Origin of the sequence: Bradyrhizobium genomosp. III (assembly GCF_000261705.1) — a bacterium.
In the GTDB taxonomy this organism is placed as follows: Bacteria; Pseudomonadota; Alphaproteobacteria; order Rhizobiales; family Xanthobacteraceae; genus Bradyrhizobium; species Bradyrhizobium ottawaense.
The window spans coordinates 1-14,214 of record NZ_AJQF01000211.1; the positions used below are offsets into that span (position 1 = coordinate 1).

At 65.1% G+C, this 14,214-nt stretch carries 16 protein-coding genes; 4 read left to right on the forward strand and 12 right to left on the reverse strand.

Translation table 11 applies throughout. The features are described 5' to 3' along the window. The 3 genes from thrC to IC66_RS0118385 all read right to left on the reverse strand — a co-directional run. Positions 1–1,246 (reverse strand): threonine synthase (thrC, locus tag IC66_RS0118380; protein WP_038948596.1); only part of this gene is annotated, 1,246 nt, incomplete at its 3' end. A 38-nt stretch (positions 1,247–1,284) separates the two neighbouring features. Next, on the reverse strand, positions 1,285–1,710 hold the full coding sequence (locus tag IC66_RS46300; protein ID WP_157158065.1) for a hypothetical protein: 426 nt from the start codon (positions 1,708–1,710) through the stop codon (positions 1,285–1,287). Between the two features lie 136 nt (positions 1,711–1,846). After that, the gene (locus tag IC66_RS0118385) at positions 1,847–2,491 is read right to left on the reverse strand and encodes a response regulator transcription factor (RefSeq protein WP_028139844.1); all 645 of its coding nucleotides are present in this window, start codon (positions 2,489–2,491) and stop codon (positions 1,847–1,849) included. Between the two features lie 86 nt (positions 2,492–2,577). Between IC66_RS0118385 and IC66_RS0118390 the strand changes: the two genes are divergently transcribed. Then, the gene (locus IC66_RS0118390) at positions 2,578–3,924 is read left to right on the forward strand and encodes a histidine kinase (protein WP_049806560.1); all 1,347 of its coding nucleotides are present in this window, start codon (positions 2,578–2,580) and stop codon (positions 3,922–3,924) included. Positions 3,925–3,985: 61 nt separating this feature from the next. On the opposite strand, the gene IC66_RS0118395 is transcribed toward IC66_RS0118390, so the two are convergent. From IC66_RS0118395 to coxB, 9 genes are all read right to left on the reverse strand, one after another. Then, complete coding sequence (locus IC66_RS0118395) at positions 3,986–4,351, reverse strand: nuclear transport factor 2 family protein (RefSeq protein ID WP_028139842.1); 366 nt, start codon at positions 4,349–4,351, stop codon at positions 3,986–3,988. Between the two features lie 105 nt (positions 4,352–4,456). Further along, the gene (locus IC66_RS0118400; protein ID WP_028139841.1) at positions 4,457–5,221 is read right to left on the reverse strand and encodes an SURF1 family protein; all 765 of its coding nucleotides are present in this window, start codon (positions 5,219–5,221) and stop codon (positions 4,457–4,459) included. Further along, on the reverse strand, positions 5,218–5,619 hold the full coding sequence (locus IC66_RS0118405) for a DUF983 domain-containing protein (RefSeq protein ID WP_038948599.1): 402 nt from the start codon (positions 5,617–5,619) through the stop codon (positions 5,218–5,220). The genes IC66_RS0118400 and IC66_RS0118405 overlap by 4 nt, the downstream gene beginning before the upstream one ends. Before the next feature lie 97 nt (positions 5,620–5,716). Beyond that, the gene (locus tag IC66_RS0118410) at positions 5,717–6,613 is read right to left on the reverse strand and encodes a cytochrome c oxidase subunit 3 (protein ID WP_028139839.1); all 897 of its coding nucleotides are present in this window, start codon (positions 6,611–6,613) and stop codon (positions 5,717–5,719) included. 79 nt (positions 6,614–6,692) lie between these two features. After that, complete coding sequence (locus IC66_RS0118415; RefSeq protein ID WP_038948600.1) at positions 6,693–7,346, reverse strand: cytochrome c oxidase assembly protein; 654 nt, start codon at positions 7,344–7,346, stop codon at positions 6,693–6,695. Positions 7,347–7,351: 5 nt separating this feature from the next. Further along, positions 7,352–7,528 carry a hypothetical protein gene (locus IC66_RS0118420; RefSeq protein WP_018316353.1) on the reverse strand — a complete coding sequence of 59 codons (177 nt, stop codon included), beginning with the start codon at positions 7,526–7,528 and terminating at the stop codon, positions 7,352–7,354. Then, positions 7,525–8,469: a heme o synthase gene (locus IC66_RS0118425; protein WP_038948601.1), complete on the reverse strand. Its 945-nt coding sequence runs from the start codon at positions 8,467–8,469 to the stop codon at positions 7,525–7,527. The genes IC66_RS0118420 and IC66_RS0118425 overlap by 4 nt, the downstream gene beginning before the upstream one ends. Positions 8,470–8,530: 61 nt before the next feature. After that, complete coding sequence (ctaD, locus tag IC66_RS0118430) at positions 8,531–10,150, reverse strand: cytochrome c oxidase subunit I (protein WP_028139836.1); 1,620 nt, start codon at positions 10,148–10,150, stop codon at positions 8,531–8,533. A gap of 86 nt (positions 10,151–10,236) precedes the next feature. Continuing rightward, positions 10,237–11,076, reverse strand: coding sequence for a cytochrome c oxidase subunit II (coxB, locus tag IC66_RS0118435; protein ID WP_028139835.1), 840 nt, complete (start codon positions 11,074–11,076; stop codon positions 10,237–10,239). A 463-nt stretch (positions 11,077–11,539) separates the two neighbouring features. Between coxB and IC66_RS0118440 the strand changes: the two genes are divergently transcribed. From IC66_RS0118440 to lepB, 3 genes are all read left to right on the forward strand, one after another. Further along, positions 11,540–12,085: an invasion associated locus B family protein gene (locus IC66_RS0118440; RefSeq protein ID WP_028139834.1), complete on the forward strand. Its 546-nt coding sequence runs from the start codon at positions 11,540–11,542 to the stop codon at positions 12,083–12,085. A gap of 248 nt (positions 12,086–12,333) precedes the next feature. After that, positions 12,334–13,761, forward strand: a complete 1,428-nt coding sequence (gene tldD / locus IC66_RS0118445) for a metalloprotease TldD (protein ID WP_026201654.1) — start codon at positions 12,334–12,336, stop codon at positions 13,759–13,761. Continuing rightward, a partial coding sequence (lepB, locus tag IC66_RS0118450; RefSeq protein WP_038948602.1) for a signal peptidase I occupies positions 13,758–14,214 on the forward strand: 457 nt, incomplete at its 3' end. The genes tldD and lepB, both read left to right, overlap by 4 nt.

The following is a 14,214-nucleotide window of genomic DNA, read 5'->3' on the forward strand; positions in this document are numbered from 1 at the left end:
TGGCCGGATGGGCGGTGGAGAGCACGATGCTCGGCACCCCAGTGTCGGTGGTGTCGCGGTCGGCGACGGCGAGCGCCACCGCCGTATGGGGATCGACCAGCTCGCCTGCCTCGCGCCAGCCGGCGCGGATCGCAGCCGCGGTCTCGGTCTCGTCGGCGCGCCCTGCGTCGAACTCCTCGCGGATCGCGGCCAGCGTCGCATCTGGCAGCACGAAACGTCCTGACTGCTTCAGCGAATCCATCAGACGGCGCACGCCGGCGGCATCGCGCCGGCCGGCTTCGAACAGCAGCCGTTCGAAATTGGACGAGATCTGGATGTCCATCGACGGCGACGCCGTCGCGTGCACCTCGCGCACCTCGTAGATCCCGGTCTTCAGCGTGCGCGCCAGGATGTCGTTGACATTGGCGGCGATGCGCAGGGTCCGCACCGGCAGGCCCATCCGCTTGGCGACGTAGCCGGCGAAGATGTCGCCGAAATTGCCGGTCGGCACGACGAAATCCACCGCGCGCGCCGGCGCGCCGACCGCAACGGCGGAGGTGAAATAGTAGACGACCTGGGCGACGATGCGCGCCCAGTTGATGGAATTGACGCCGGAGAGCGAGGTCGCATCGCGGAAGCGATGGTTGTTGAACATCCCCTTCACCAGCGCCTGGCAGTCGTCGAAATTGCCCTCGATGGCGAGGGCATGGACATTGGCCGCGCCCGTCGACGTCATCATCCGCCGCTGCACCTCGGAGATGCGGCCGTGCGGGAACAGCACGATGAGATCCACGTTCTCGAGGCCGGCGAAGGCTTCGACCGCAGCGCCGCCGGTGTCGCCTGAGGTGGCGACCACGATGGTCGTGCGCTGGCCGCGTTTGGCGAGCACGTGGTCCATCAGCCGCGAGATCAGCTGCATCGCCACGTCCTTGAAGGCGAGCGTCGGACCGTGGAACAGCTCCAGCACGAACTGGTGCGGCGACATCTGGCGCAGCGGCACCACCGCCGGATGGCGGAAGGTCGCGTAGGCCTCGTTCGCCATGCGGCCAAGCTCGGCGTCCGAAATCTCGCCGCCGGCGAAGGGACGGATCACGTCGACCGCGACCTCCCAATAGGGGCGGCCGAAGAAGCCGGCGATGGTCTCGGCAGAGAGCTGCGGCCAGATCGTCGGCACATACAGGCCGCCGTCGCGCGCAAGCCCGGTCAGCATCACGTCGCAGAAGCCGAGTTCGGGGGCCTCGCCCCGGGTCGAGATATAACGAGTCAAACTGCCCTCCAAAGGCCGACCGGGCCTGCGCCCGCTCGTTAAGCCTTTGATTTTACGAAATTACTTGTTAACAGCCAGAGGCTTTGGGCCACCATAAAGTGTTTTGCGGCATCAGGAAACCGCTTCCCGCCTTCACCCCTGCCCAGCAAAAAGGGCTGCGGCGGTGCCGCAGCCCTCTCTTGGAAGGTCTGTCGTTGATATGTGCAGACCGGTTTGTCTCTGGGGTCGCCGCCCCCGCTGAAACTTGTCCGGCAACCTTCCGCCGTCAGCCACGAAATCGTCAAGGGCGAAAACGACGAGCGCGGGAAGATGTTCCTATTTTTCCCGACATTGGCCAAGCTTTGGCGAGCGCGTTCCAGCGAACCGGCGCCAAGGATTGCCGTTTTATCCCGACAATTGCGGGGGTCCGGAACGAATGCCACCTCGACCCATTGTGTCCGCGGATGGGTGTCGGCGGTGTCCATGCATTGCCCGGCTGCACGCCGACACCAATCCGTCTCGCCGAACCGGCTGCATCCTGGAGCAGCCGGTTCGGTGCCGTCGGTGCCGGGCCGCCAGTGCCCGGGCCGTCAGTGCCCGGGCCGCCAGTGCCCCGGGCCGTCAATTCAGCCCGATTTCAACCGCGATCCTGATCAGGTCGGAATGGTTCTTGGCTCCCAGCTTCTGCTTGAGCAGGGACGTGGTGTTGGCGACGGTCTTGTAGGAGATGCCGAGCGCCTCGGCGACTTCCACGATCTTGTCGCCGCGTCCGAGCAGGCGGAGAATTTCGAGCTCCCGCGGCGTCATCTGCGAGGCCGGGTTGGCCTTGATCGCCGCGCCGGAAAACGTCACGGCTTCCGCGAGTTGCGGTGAGATGTAGTTGTCGCCCGCGACCACCTTGCGCACCGCTTTCAGCAGGATCCTGGGATCATCGCCCTTGGAGACATAGCCCTGCGCCCCAAGCTCGACCGCCCGCACCACGAAGGCGGGATCGTCGTTCATGCTGAACATGATGATCTTGGCGTCGGGGTCGTCCTTGCGGATGCGTCGCATCAGCTCGAAGCCGGAGACATCGGGCAGGCTGATGTCGATCACGGTCACGTCGGGCCGCTTGCTGACATAGGCGCGATGGCCGGATTTGGCGTCGGTCGCCTCGTCGATACGGATCGAATGGTCCGAAGCGAACAGGGTGCGGCAACCGGACAGCACCACGGGGTGGTCATCGACAATCAGGACCCTGGTCGCCGGCTTGGCGGTATCTTGCATCGCGCACTCTCTTGTTGTTCGACTCATAGACCGGCGGGAACAAATGGAAAGAGTAAATCCCGCCGATGCGCGTTAGAATTGACCTAATGTGGCAACGGCTCTCGTTCAGAACGCAACTGTTTCTTCCACTTGGCGCGAGCTTTCTCGCAACGCTGATCCTGGGCGGCGTTCTGCTCCAGATCTTCGCGGCCGGCCAGCTCGCCGACGAAAACGAGCCCGCTCGACGTTCGACCCGGACGATCGCGACCGCACTCAACAACACTCTGCGCGCGTCGGACGACCCGCGGAAGACGCTCGACGCCTTTGTCCAATCCTTGACCACCTCCTCGGACATCCAGTTCCGTTCCGCGGAAGGCCCTGCCGCGGAGCCGAGAAAGGACCGCCGGCACAACCTGCAAGGGGTTCCGCAGTGGTTTGTCAACCTGCTCATGGTACCGGACATGGACGCTGCGACCCCGGTGCTGATCGATGGCAAGCGTGTCGGCGATATCGTGTTCCTGCCGGACCTGTCGGCCGACCTGTTCGAGAAGTGGATCGGCTTCCTGGCGCTGACCGGCCTCGTCGCCATGCTGACCGTGCTCACCGGAATCATCGCTTACGTCTTCGCGGGATCGGCACTGCGTCCCCTGCAGCATCTCGGTGAAGGCCTCACACGGATGCGGCGCGGCGACTACGCAAAGCCGATCCCGATCGGAGGGCCGCCGGAGATCCGGCAGAGCTGTGCGGAAGCAAACGCGCTGGCCGCGACGCTGGCGCAATTGAGCCAGGACAATCGCGATCTGATGCACCGCCTGGTGTCGCTCCAGGACGACGAGCGGCGCGATCTCGCCCGCGAATTGCACGACGAGCTCGGACCGCTGCTGTTCAGCATCCGCGCCGGCACGATCGCGCTGGTCGACGCCTCGCCGCAGGCGGGAAATCTCGGCAAGTCGGCCCAGGATGTGCTGCAATCGGTCGAGGCGCTCCAGCAGACCAACCGCCGTATCCTCGATCGGTTGCGGCCGCTCTACATTCAGGAGCTTGGCCTTTCGACCAGCGTGCAGACGCTGCTCCAGAACTTTCGCAAGCAGGCGCCGCACATCGTCCTGACGGACACGATCGATCCGGGTCTCGACGGCATCGCCGGGCCGCTGGCCCAGACCGTCTATCGCGTGATCCAGGAGGCGCTGACCAACGTGCTGCGCCACTCCAAGGCCAGCAACGCCCATGTCCAGGCAGCCGTCACCGATAAGGCGCTCGTCGTCGAGATCTCCGACGACGGCGGCGGCTTTCCCGACGGCAACGTTTTCGGCCGCGGCCTGACCGGCATGCATGAGCGCGTGCGCGCGCTCAGCGGATCGCTGTCACTGTTGCGCGTGGATGGGCGAACCCATGTACGCTGCCGCCTTCCGGCCGAGCCGGCACGCGAGGCGCCGGTCCAGCCAATTGGTTGAGCTGACCTTGTCGGAAAACCGCCGCACACTTTACGCCCACGCGGCCCTTCGGGATCATGCCCTAACAGGCGCAGCCATGATGCGCGTTCTGTTGCGCCGGCTCGCACAGCGTGCTGCGGATCTTGCCTTCGGGGCTGAAGCGAAACGAGGCGTGAATCCGTAGCGCGCCGGCGACGGAATATTCGAGATCGACGCCATGGGGCGCGGGATGGATCTCCTCCAGCCCGAAGCCGGCCAAGGAGAAGGCACTGAGTCGCGGCTGCCAATAGGCCTCGAGCTCGCTGCGGCCGCGATAGCGCTGCGCACCGTTGCACGTGCATTCGACCTGGGCGTCGTCCGCATAGAGGTCGAGCAACGACGTGAGGTCGCCCTTCCGGCAGGCGTCCACCCAATCGACGACAATTCCCATCTGGTCGAAATCGCTCACGCCGCAATCCTGTCTGCCGCGGAAACTCACCGGCGGCTTAGAACCACACTCGTGAATGTGCGCTGAATAATAAACCCCGGGCGATACCGGGTTCCCACGGGGTATCTACGGTCGAGCCCAGCTCTGCCGCCGGCCTCTTGCCCACACGGCGAAGGCGATCAGCACGGCGCCTGCCAGCATGAACCAGGTGACGGCGTATTGCAGGTGGTCGTCCTTCAAATGCACGTCGAGCGGCCCCGGGCGCGGGATGCCGTTCTCGGGCACCGGTTGCTCGAGGTCGACATAGAACGGCGCAACCGCGCCCCAGCCGAGCGCGCTTGCGATGGCCGGATGATCGCGCACGAACCAGAGCCGCTTGTCGCGGTTCTCCGCCGGCGTCAGCCAGCCGGACGGCTCGGGAAAGCGCAGATAACCGGTGAGCGCGACCGGCTGCCCGGTAACGAGCTTCTTCACCGCGCGATCCTCGACGCTGCGGTCCTGCATGGTGTTCTCGACGAAGCCCGCATCGATCACGACCGTCTCGCCGCTGGGAAGTCGCGCCGGCAGGAACGCCCAGGTGCCGGGGCCGGAGGCGTCCTTGCGCACCGCCGAGCCCGAGGAATAGACCATCGCATCCGGCAGGGCTGCGTAGGTCGCGGTGAAGCTGACGCGGCGGAATTCGTCACGCGCGGGATTGAGTGCAGCCCATTGCGAAGATGGCGGCAGCGCGACGGGCGCCTCTGCAAGGCGCTCGGTGAGCGCCGCGACCAGCGCGTGCTTGGCGGTCCGGCGCTGCAATTGCCAGACACCGAGCGCGACGAAGACGGCCGTCAGGAACAGCGTGAACAGCGCGAAGCCGGCCACGCGGGGCTTGCGCGCAGGCTGGTTCATTTCGCGCGGTCGACCAACCGGCCCGGCGCCGCCTTGTGGTGGAATTGCAGCGCGATCAGCAGCGACTTCATCGCGCGCAGCGGCAGCAGCGTGGTGGCCAGGATCAGCGGCAACCACAGCGCCGCATGCAGCCAGTAAGGCGGCTGGTATTTGACCTCGACGATGAGCGCAGCTGCTACCACGATCCCACCGGCCAGCATGATGATGAAGATCGCCGGCCCGTCGCCGGTATCGATGAAGGCGTAGTCGAGACCGCAGCGGTCGCAGGCGGGTGCGAGGTTGAGGAAGCCCGCATAGAGCTTGCCCTGGCCGCAGCGCGGGCATCGGCAGGCAAGCCCGCGCAGCGCGCTTTGCAGGACGGTGGTTTCAGGCTCGGGCTTGCCGGCGGTGTCGTTCATGATGGCAGACTCTATCACAATTTTCGCGGGAGCTTCCGGCGGCCCAAAAGCGAAAGGGCGGCCCGGCGGCCGCCCTTTCTGATCTCGTTGTCGCGGCTCAGTGCGCGCCGTGGGCCATGGTCTCGGCGCCGTGTCCCCAGACGTAGATGCAGAGGAACAGGAACAGCCAGACCACGTCGACGAAGTGCCAGTACCAGGCGGCGAACTCGAAGCCGAGATGCTGCTTCGGCGTGAAGTGGCCGGCGTAAGCGCGGAACAGGCACACCAGCAGGAAGATGGTGCCGACCAGCACGTGGAAGCCGTGGAAGCCAGTCGCCATGAAGAAGGTCGCGCCATAGACGTTGCCGCCGAACGAGAACGCCGCATGGCTGTACTCGTAGGCCTGCACGCAGGTGAAGAGCGCACCCAGCACGACGGTCAGGATCAGGCCGTATTTCAGGCCCTGGCGGTCGTTCTCCAGCAGCGCATGGTGCGCCCAGGTCACGGTGGTGCCCGACGTGAGCAGGATCAGCGTGTTGAGGAGCGGCAGATGCCAGGGATCGAAGGTCTCGATGCCCTTCGGCGGCCAGGTGCCGGGGACGGCGCAGGCGCCGGCCTGGGTGCCGAGGCCGCAGCCGAATACGGCATCGCGGGTGGCGTGAACGGCGTCGGCCGGAAACAGCGCGGCGTTGAAATAGGCCCAGAACCAGGCGACGAAGAACATCACCTCGGAGGCGATGAACAGGATCATGCCATAGCGGTGATGCAGCTGCACGACGCGGGTGTGGTCGCCCTTGTACTGGGCTTCCTTGATCACGTCGCCCCACCAGCTCGCCATAGTGTAGAGCACGCCCACGGTGCCGACGCCGAACACGATCGGCGCGGCCGAGAACATGTGATGCATCCAGGTGATCGCGCCGACCGCCATGATGAAGGCCGAGAGCGAACCGACGGCCGGCCATGGCGAGGGGTCGACCAGGTGATAGTCGTGATGCTTGGTGTGCGCCGTAGCCATTTCGGTCTCTCTCCTCAATCCCGTGCCTGTCAGGCACTTATCCCCTTGTTTCCGACCTTCCGAGCGCGAGCCCCGGCGGTCAGAGATTTCCCTTGCGCTTGTCTGCTTCGCCCGATGCCAGCGGCTTCACCACGGGATCCTTCACCGGATAGAAGGTGTAGGACAGCGTGATCGTGTTCAGCCCGTCGTTCTCGTGATCGTCGGCGATCGACGGATCGACGTAGAACACGACCGGCATCTCGCGCTTCTCGCCGGGCGCCATGGTCTGCTCGGTGAAGCAGAAGCAGTTGATCTTCTGGAAGTAGGAGCCGACCGTCAGCGGCGCGACATTGTAGGCGGCCTGCGCGGCAGTGGTGCGCGCGGCCTGGTTGGTCACGGTGTAGAAGACGGTCACGACCTGGCCGATATTGACCTCGATCTCGCTCTGCTCCGGCTCGAACTTCCAGGGCAGGCCGGGCGCGATGTTTGAATCGAAGCGCACCGAGATTTTCCGCGCGATCGGGCCGGTGGCCGGCGCGGAGGTCGCAACCTGGGTCGTGCCGTTGAAGCCGGTGGCGCGGCAGAACCAGTTGTAGAACGGCACCGCCGCGTAGGAGGCACCGACCATCAGCGCGACTACGCCGCCGCAGATGGAAGCAACCACCACATCGCGGCCCAGCCCGCGGCCCTTGGTCGGCTCACGCTTGGCCGGCTTGGCGCTGACATCCTGCGATATGGTCGGCTCGTGATCCATGTTTCCTACATCGGCCGCACGAGGACTGCCGGCCCCTTGACCATGGTGACGGCGAAGAACAGCACCACGAGCACGCCGAGCGCGAGCGCGATCGCAATCGATCGCTGACGACGGCTCTTCTTCTGCGCCTCGGTGAGGACGATTCCATCTGGCTCGGGTTTGTCGACCATCCCTGCGATCATGCGCCCCCTACCAGCGGAGCAAGTGCCCGGAACACGACCTCGGCCAGCAGGGTCGCGAACAGCACGAACAGATAGAGGATCGAAAAGGCGAATAGCTTGCGGGTCGCACGCAGCGACGCAGCTCGCTCGCGGCGCAGATAGACGTTGATCGCGAGCACCAGCATGCCGGCGCCGAGGATCAGCGAGACGATGCCGTAAACGGCGTCGAAATAGCCGAGCGCCCAGGGCGCGGCGGCGACCGCGATCAGCACGATGGTGTAGAGCAGGATCTGGAGCCGCGTCGCGTCGGGACCGGCGACGTTGGGCAGCATCGGAATGCCGGCGCGCGCGTAATCGTCGGAGCGGAACAGCGCCAGCGCCCAGAAGTGCGGCGGGGTCCAGAAGAAGATGATGGCGAACAGCAGCAGCGGCTCGACGTCGACCGTGCCTGTGACCGCGGCCCAGGCCACCACCGGCGGCAGCGCACCGGCGGCACCGCCGATCACAATGTTCTGCGCGGTCCAGCGCTTCAGCCACATGGTGTAGATCACGACGTAGAAGAAGATGGTGAAGGCGAGCAGCGCGCCCGCGATCCAGTTGACGAGGATGCCGAGCGTCATCACCGAGAAGAAGGACAGCGTCAGGCCGAACGCCATGGCTTCAGGGCGGGTGATGCGGCCGCGCGGAATCGGCCGGTTCGCCGTGCGCGACATCTTGGAGTCGATATCGCCTTCCAGCGCCATGTTGAGCGCGCCCGAGGCGCCCGCGCCGACGGCGATGCAGAGCAGCGAGGTGATCGCCAGCACCCAGTGGAAATGCCCGGGCGCCATCGCCATCCCGACCAGCGCGGTGAAGATCACCAGCGACATCACCCGCGGCTTCAAGAGCGCGATGTAGTCGCCGACCTCCGCTTCGGAGATGCGGGGATTGATGTCGATGGCGTTGTGGTCGAGGACGGACACTTAATTCAACTCGCTTCGTTATAGAGCCGCGGCGCCCGTCACGGGCGCCGCGGGAGATCGATCACTGCACGCGCGGCAGCACTTCGAACTGATGGAAGGGCGGCGGCGAGGGCAAGGTCCACTCCAGCGTGGTCGCACCTGCACCCCACGGATTGTCGCCCGCCGGCACCTTCTTCATGAAGGCGTCGAGCACGCAGTAGAGGAAGATCAGCACGCCGAAGCCGGAGATGTAGGAGCCGACCGACGAGACCAGGTTCCAGCCCGCGAACGCGTCGGGATAGTCGACGTAACGGCGCGGCATGCCCGACAGGCCGAGGAAGTGCTGCGGGAAGAACACCAGATTGACGCCGATGAAGGTGACCCAGAAGTGCGCCTTCGCGAGCGTCTCGTTGTACATGTAGCCCGACATCTTCGGGAACCAGTAGTACCAGCCGGCGAAGATCGCGAACACCGCACCGAGCGACAGCACGTAGTGGAAGTGTGCGACGACGTAGTAGGTCTCCTGCAGCACGCGGTCGACGCCGGCGTTCGCCAGCACGACGCCGGTGACGCCGCCGACCGTGAACAGGAAGATGAAGCCCACGGCCCAGATCATCGGGGCCCGGAATTCGATCGAGCCGCCCCACATCGTGGCGATCCACGAGAAGATCTTCACGCCGGTCGGAACCGCGATCACCATCGTCGCAGCGACGAAATAGGCCTGCGTCGCCGACGACATGCCGACCGTGTACATGTGGTGCGCCCACACCACGAAGCCGATGCCGCCGATCGCGACCATGGCGTAGGCCATGCCGAGATAGCCGAACACTGGCTTGCGCGAGAAGGTGGAGATGATCTGGCTGACCATGCCGAAGCCGGGCAGGATCAGAATGTACACCTCGGGGTGACCGAAGAACCAGAACAGATGCTGGAACAGCACGGGGTCACCGCCGCCGTCAGGCGCGAAGAAGGTCGTGTGGAAATTGCGGTCGGTCAGCAGCATGGTGATCGCACCGGCAAGCACCGGCAGCGACAGCAGCAGCAGGAACACCGTCACCAGGATCGACCACACGAACAGCGGCATCTTGTGCAGGGTCATGCCCGGCGCGCGCATGTTGAAGATCGTGGTGATGAAGTTGATGGCGCCGAGGATCGACGAGGCGCCCGCCAGATGCAGCGACAGGATCGCGAAGTCGACGGCCGGGCCCGGATGGCCCGAGCTCGACAGCGGCACGTACATGGTCCAGCCGGCGCCGACGCCGTTGGCACCCGGCTCGCCCTCGACGAAGGTCGACATCAGCAGCAGGGCGAAGGAGGCCGGCAGCAGCCAGAACGAGATGTTGTTCATGCGCGGGAACGCCATGTCGGGCGCGCCGATCATCAGCGGCACGAACCAGTTGCCGAAGCCGCCGATCATCGCGGGCATGACCATGAAGAAGATCATGATCAGGCCGTGAGAGGTCACGAACACGTTATAGGTGTGCGTCTCGTGGAAGATCTGCACGCCCGGATACATCAGCTCGGCACGGATCGCGATCGACATCGCGGCGCCGATGACGCCGGCGATGACCGCGAAGATCAGGTACATCGTGCCGATGTCCTTGTGGTTGGTCGAATAGACGTAGCGGCGCCATCCGGTCGGATGGGCATGCTCGTCATGTCCGTGGGCGTGATCGCCGTGTGCCGCTGCGCTCGTTGCCATTTTCAAATCCTGCCTTGCGTCCCAATCGGACCTCTGGAGGTCCCGCCCTTATGTCGCTTTCAGTCCCTCAAGCCGTCACCCGACGCCTACTGCGTCGGGCCGGCCGCGGAGGCGTAGGTGCTGGTGCCGCCGCTCGCAAATTTCTTCTTTGCCGTCTCGACCCAGGAGGCGAACTCCTGGTCATTCACGACGCGAATCGCGATCGGCATGAAGGCGTGGTCCTTGCCGCAGAGCTCCGAGCACTGGCCGTAGAACATGCCGGTCTTGGTCGCCTTGAACCAGGTCTCGTTCAGCCGGCCCGGAATGGCGTCGATCTTGACGCCGAAAGCCGGCAGCGCGAAGGCGTGGATGACGTCGGCGCCGGTGACCTGGACACGAATCACCTTGTTGACGGGCACCACCATCTCGTTGTCGACGCCGAGCAGGCGGGGCTGCTTGTCCTGCGCCATCAGCGAATCGAACTCGAACTTGCCGTTATCGGGATAGGCATAGGACCAGTACCACTGCTTGCCGGTCGCCTTGATGGTGATATCCGCCTTCGGCACATCGAGCTCGAGGAACAGAAGCCGGAACGACGGCACCGAGATGCCGACCAGGATCAGCACCGGAACCAGCGTCCAAGCCACCTCGATCAGCGTGTTGTGGGTGGTCCGCGACGGCACCGGATTGGCCCGCGCGTTGAACTTGATGACCACGACCACGAGCAGCGCCAGGACGAACAGCGTGATCAGCGTGATCAGCACGAACAGGAAGTTGTGGAACCAGATGATGTTGTCCATCACCGGGGAGCCGGACTCCTGAAGCGTCCATTCCCAGGGCTTCGGCTGCCCGAGCTCGGCAAATGCCGCACCGCCCGTCGCCAGCGTCAGACCCGCCACGGCCAATCCCAGCAAGTGCCGGCCCACCGGGCCCATCGACATCCTCATGCCGTTCGCGCTCCCCTTACGAAATCACCCCAAGTGCGCTCCCCCCTGCTTGCGGGAAACGCTTATTCGATCCGCCCGCCTGACAAACCGCCGCGCAAGAATACCTCTAAGAGGAATTGGGGCCAGATCGCTAGAACGCCGAAATCAAGCCTCTCAAACCATAATTTTTGATCTATCGCAATGCAGTCTTGAGCCCCGTCTGCCAGCGATCACCCGCAAGATATTTCCTAGTAAGATCAGACAAAAATACCGTTTGCCGGGATGCTGCCGCTTGACAGCGGAATTGCCCGCGGTAGGCACTGACAGATGGCCGCGCAGGAACCTGATTCGTGCGGGCGGCGGCGGCGCGGGGCGGCGTGGAATTTGCTTGGGAATCGCCTTCAAGACGCCGTCATTCCCGTATCAGTCCGCCAGATTAGTCCGCCAAGCGCGAGCGACCCAGGCGAGCAGAGGGACCGACCCGATGGGGCTTTCGAAATCGATGGCAAGGCTGGCGAGAAGGCAGATGACCCGCCTCCCGGCGCTGGCCAGCCTGCTGGCTGCGCTCGTCGTTCTGGCACTCCCCGGCCTCGCCCATGCGCAGGGCGCGGTGCGCTCCGTGCATGGCGACTGGCAGATTCGCTGCGACACGCCGCCTGGCGCCCAAACCGAGCAATGCGCCCTGATCCAGAGCGTGGTCGCCGAAGACCGCTCCAATGCCGGCCTGACCGTCATCGTGCTGAAGACCGCCGACCAGAAGAGCCGCCTGATGCGCGTGGTCGCGCCGCTCGGGGTCCTGCTGCCCTCCGGTCTCGGGTTGAAGCTCGACAACCAGGACGTCGGCCGCGCCGGATTCGTCCGCTGCCTGCCCAATGGCTGCGTCGCCGAGGTCGTCATGGACGACAAGCTGCTCGGCCAGCTCCGCACCGCCAAGACCGCCACCTTCATCATCTTCGAGACCCCGGAAGAAGGCATCGGCTTCCCGCTCAGCCTGAACGGGCTCGGTGAAGGCTATGACAAGCTGCCGTAGGGGCGGCAATCCGATCGCACGTTCTTAATCCCGTTCATCCTTCGAGGGCCGCTGAAGAAGCGACCGCCTCCAGCGACAACGGCTTCGCCGTTGCGCGGGGGTGACGGTGATGGATTGATGCTCGCGGCCAACATTTTCGACAACACCGTCGGCAATCCTATCGTTTCCGTAATGTGACGCCCCGCCCCCTCGCGGAACCGGTCCGAAACCATTATCTTGCCCCACATCTTCCGATAATGGACGGACGCATGACAAACCCTGCCACGACCTCCCTGCTCGACCGCGCCAATCTCGATCGCGACCAGGTTCGCCACGAGGTCGCACGCGGGCTTTCCGGTGCCGACGACGGTGAGCTGTTCCTGGAGTACAGCCAGACCGAAGCGCTGATGTTCGACAATGGGCGGCTGAAGCAGGCGACCTACGACACCTCGCAAGGTTTTGGCTTACGCGCGGTCAAGGATGATGCCGTGGGCTACGCCCACTCCTCCGACGTCTCGCTGCCGGCGCTGATTCGCGCCGCCGATGCAGTCGCAGCCGTACGCGGCGGCTATTCCGGCAGCTTCGCCGCGCCGCCCGCGCACACCAATGTGCGCCTTTACGGCGATGACAACCCGCTGGATGCCCCGGGCTTCGAGACAAAAGTAAAACTGCTCGCCGAGATCGACGCTTATCTGCGCGACAAGGATCCGCGCGTGCGGCAGGTCAGCGTCAGCCTGGGTGCGACCTGGCAGGTCGTCGAGATCCTGCGGCCCGACGGCGAGAGCTATCGCGACATCCGCCCGCTGGTGCGCGTGAACATTTCCGTGGTCGCCGGCCAGGGCGACCGCCAGGAGAGCGGCAGCAAGGGTTATGGCGGCCGCGCCGGCTATGCTGAATTCATCGAGAGCAAGAACTGGCGCGATGCCGCCGACGGCGCGTTGCGCGAGGCCTTGGTCAATCTGGAATCGATCCCCGCCCCCGCCGGCGAGATGGACGTCGTGCTCGGGGCCGGCTGGCCCGGCGTGATGCTGCATGAAGCGGTCGGCCACGGCCTCGAAGGCGACTTCAACCGCAAGAAGACGTCGGCATTTGCCGGCCTGATGGGCCAGCAGGTCGCGGCCAAGGGCGTCACCGTGGTCGACGACGGCACCATGGCCTCGCGCCGCGGCTCGCTGTCGATCGACGACGAGGGCACGCCGACCAATCGCACCGTGCTGATCGAGGACGGCGTCCTGGTCGGCTACATGCAGGACCGCCAGAACGCGCGGCTGATGAACATGAAGCCGACCGGCAACGGCCGTCGCCAGGGCTATGCCCACGTGCCGATGCCGCGCATGACCAACACCTACATGCTCGCGGGCGACCGCGATCCGGCCGAGATCCTCGCATCGGTGAAGAACGGCGTCTTCGCTGCGAATTTCGGCGGCGGCCAGGTGGACATCACCTCAGGCAAGTACGTTTTCCAGTGCACCGAGGCCTACAAGATCGAGAACGGCAAGCTGGGCGCGCCGCTGAAGGGCGCCATGCTGATCGGCAACGGGCCGACCGATTTGCATCGCATCCGCATGATCGGCAACGACCTTGCGCTCGATACCGGCATCGGCACCTGCGGCAAGAATGGACAGGGCGTGCCTGTCGGCGTCGGCCAGCCGTCGCTGCTGATGGAGCGCATCACCGTGGGTGGAACGGGCGCATGAGCGTGGAAGAAAAGGTCACCGTCACCCCCAAGCGGAAGAGCAGCGGCTGGGGCGGGCAGATCGTTCAACTCGCCGGCATCGTCGCCGCCGTCTTCATCGCCAAGGGCGCGCTTGCCGAGCCGTTCTACGTGCCGTCAGGCTCGATGGAACCGACGCTGCTGATCGGCGATGCGCTGCTCGCCTCGAAATTCCCCTACGGCTACGGCACCTCGTCGCTGCCGATCCAGATCAGCCTGCCCGAGAGCGGCCGCGTCTTCGCGGAGACGCCGAAGCAGGGTGACGTCGTCGTGTTCCGCTGGCCCGGCGATCGCTCGCAGGCCTGGGTCAAGCGCGTCGTGGGATTGCCGGGCGATCGCATCCAGATGCGGCAAGGCCAGCTCTTCATCAACGACCGCCCCGCCGAGCTCAAGCCCGACGGCGTTGGCGCCGCCGAGGACGACAATGGCGGCAGCG

Excerpts from the sequence above, each read along its gene's own strand:
- IC66_RS46300 (WP_157158065.1), bottom strand. The coding sequence starts at position 1,710 with ATGGACACCGCCGACACCCATCCGCGGACACAATGGGTCGAGGTGGCA.
- IC66_RS0118385 (WP_028139844.1), bottom strand. The coding sequence starts at position 2,491 with ATGCAAGATACCGCCAAGCCGGCGACCAGGGTCCTGATTGTCGATGAC.
- IC66_RS0118390 (WP_049806560.1), top strand. The coding sequence starts at position 2,578 with ATGTGGCAACGGCTCTCGTTCAGAACGCAACTGTTTCTTCCACTTGGC.
- IC66_RS0118400 (WP_028139841.1), bottom strand. The coding sequence starts at position 5,221 with ATGAACCAGCCTGCGCGCAAGCCCCGCGTGGCCGGCTTCGCGCTGTTC.
- IC66_RS0118405 (WP_038948599.1), bottom strand. The coding sequence starts at position 5,619 with ATGAACGACACCGCCGGCAAGCCCGAGCCTGAAACCACCGTCCTGCAA.
- IC66_RS0118410 (WP_028139839.1), bottom strand. The coding sequence starts at position 6,613 with ATGGCTACGGCGCACACCAAGCATCACGACTATCACCTGGTCGACCCC.
- IC66_RS0118415 (WP_038948600.1), bottom strand. The coding sequence starts at position 7,346 with ATGGATCACGAGCCGACCATATCGCAGGATGTCAGCGCCAAGCCGGCC.
- IC66_RS0118420 (WP_018316353.1), bottom strand. The coding sequence starts at position 7,528 with ATGATCGCAGGGATGGTCGACAAACCCGAGCCAGATGGAATCGTCCTC.
- ctaD (WP_028139836.1), bottom strand. The coding sequence starts at position 10,150 with ATGGCAACGAGCGCAGCGGCACACGGCGATCACGCCCACGGACATGAC.
- coxB (WP_028139835.1), bottom strand. The coding sequence starts at position 11,076 with ATGAGGATGTCGATGGGCCCGGTGGGCCGGCACTTGCTGGGATTGGCC.
- IC66_RS0118440 (WP_028139834.1), top strand. The coding sequence starts at position 11,540 with ATGGGGCTTTCGAAATCGATGGCAAGGCTGGCGAGAAGGCAGATGACC.
- tldD (WP_026201654.1), top strand. The coding sequence starts at position 12,334 with ATGACAAACCCTGCCACGACCTCCCTGCTCGACCGCGCCAATCTCGAT.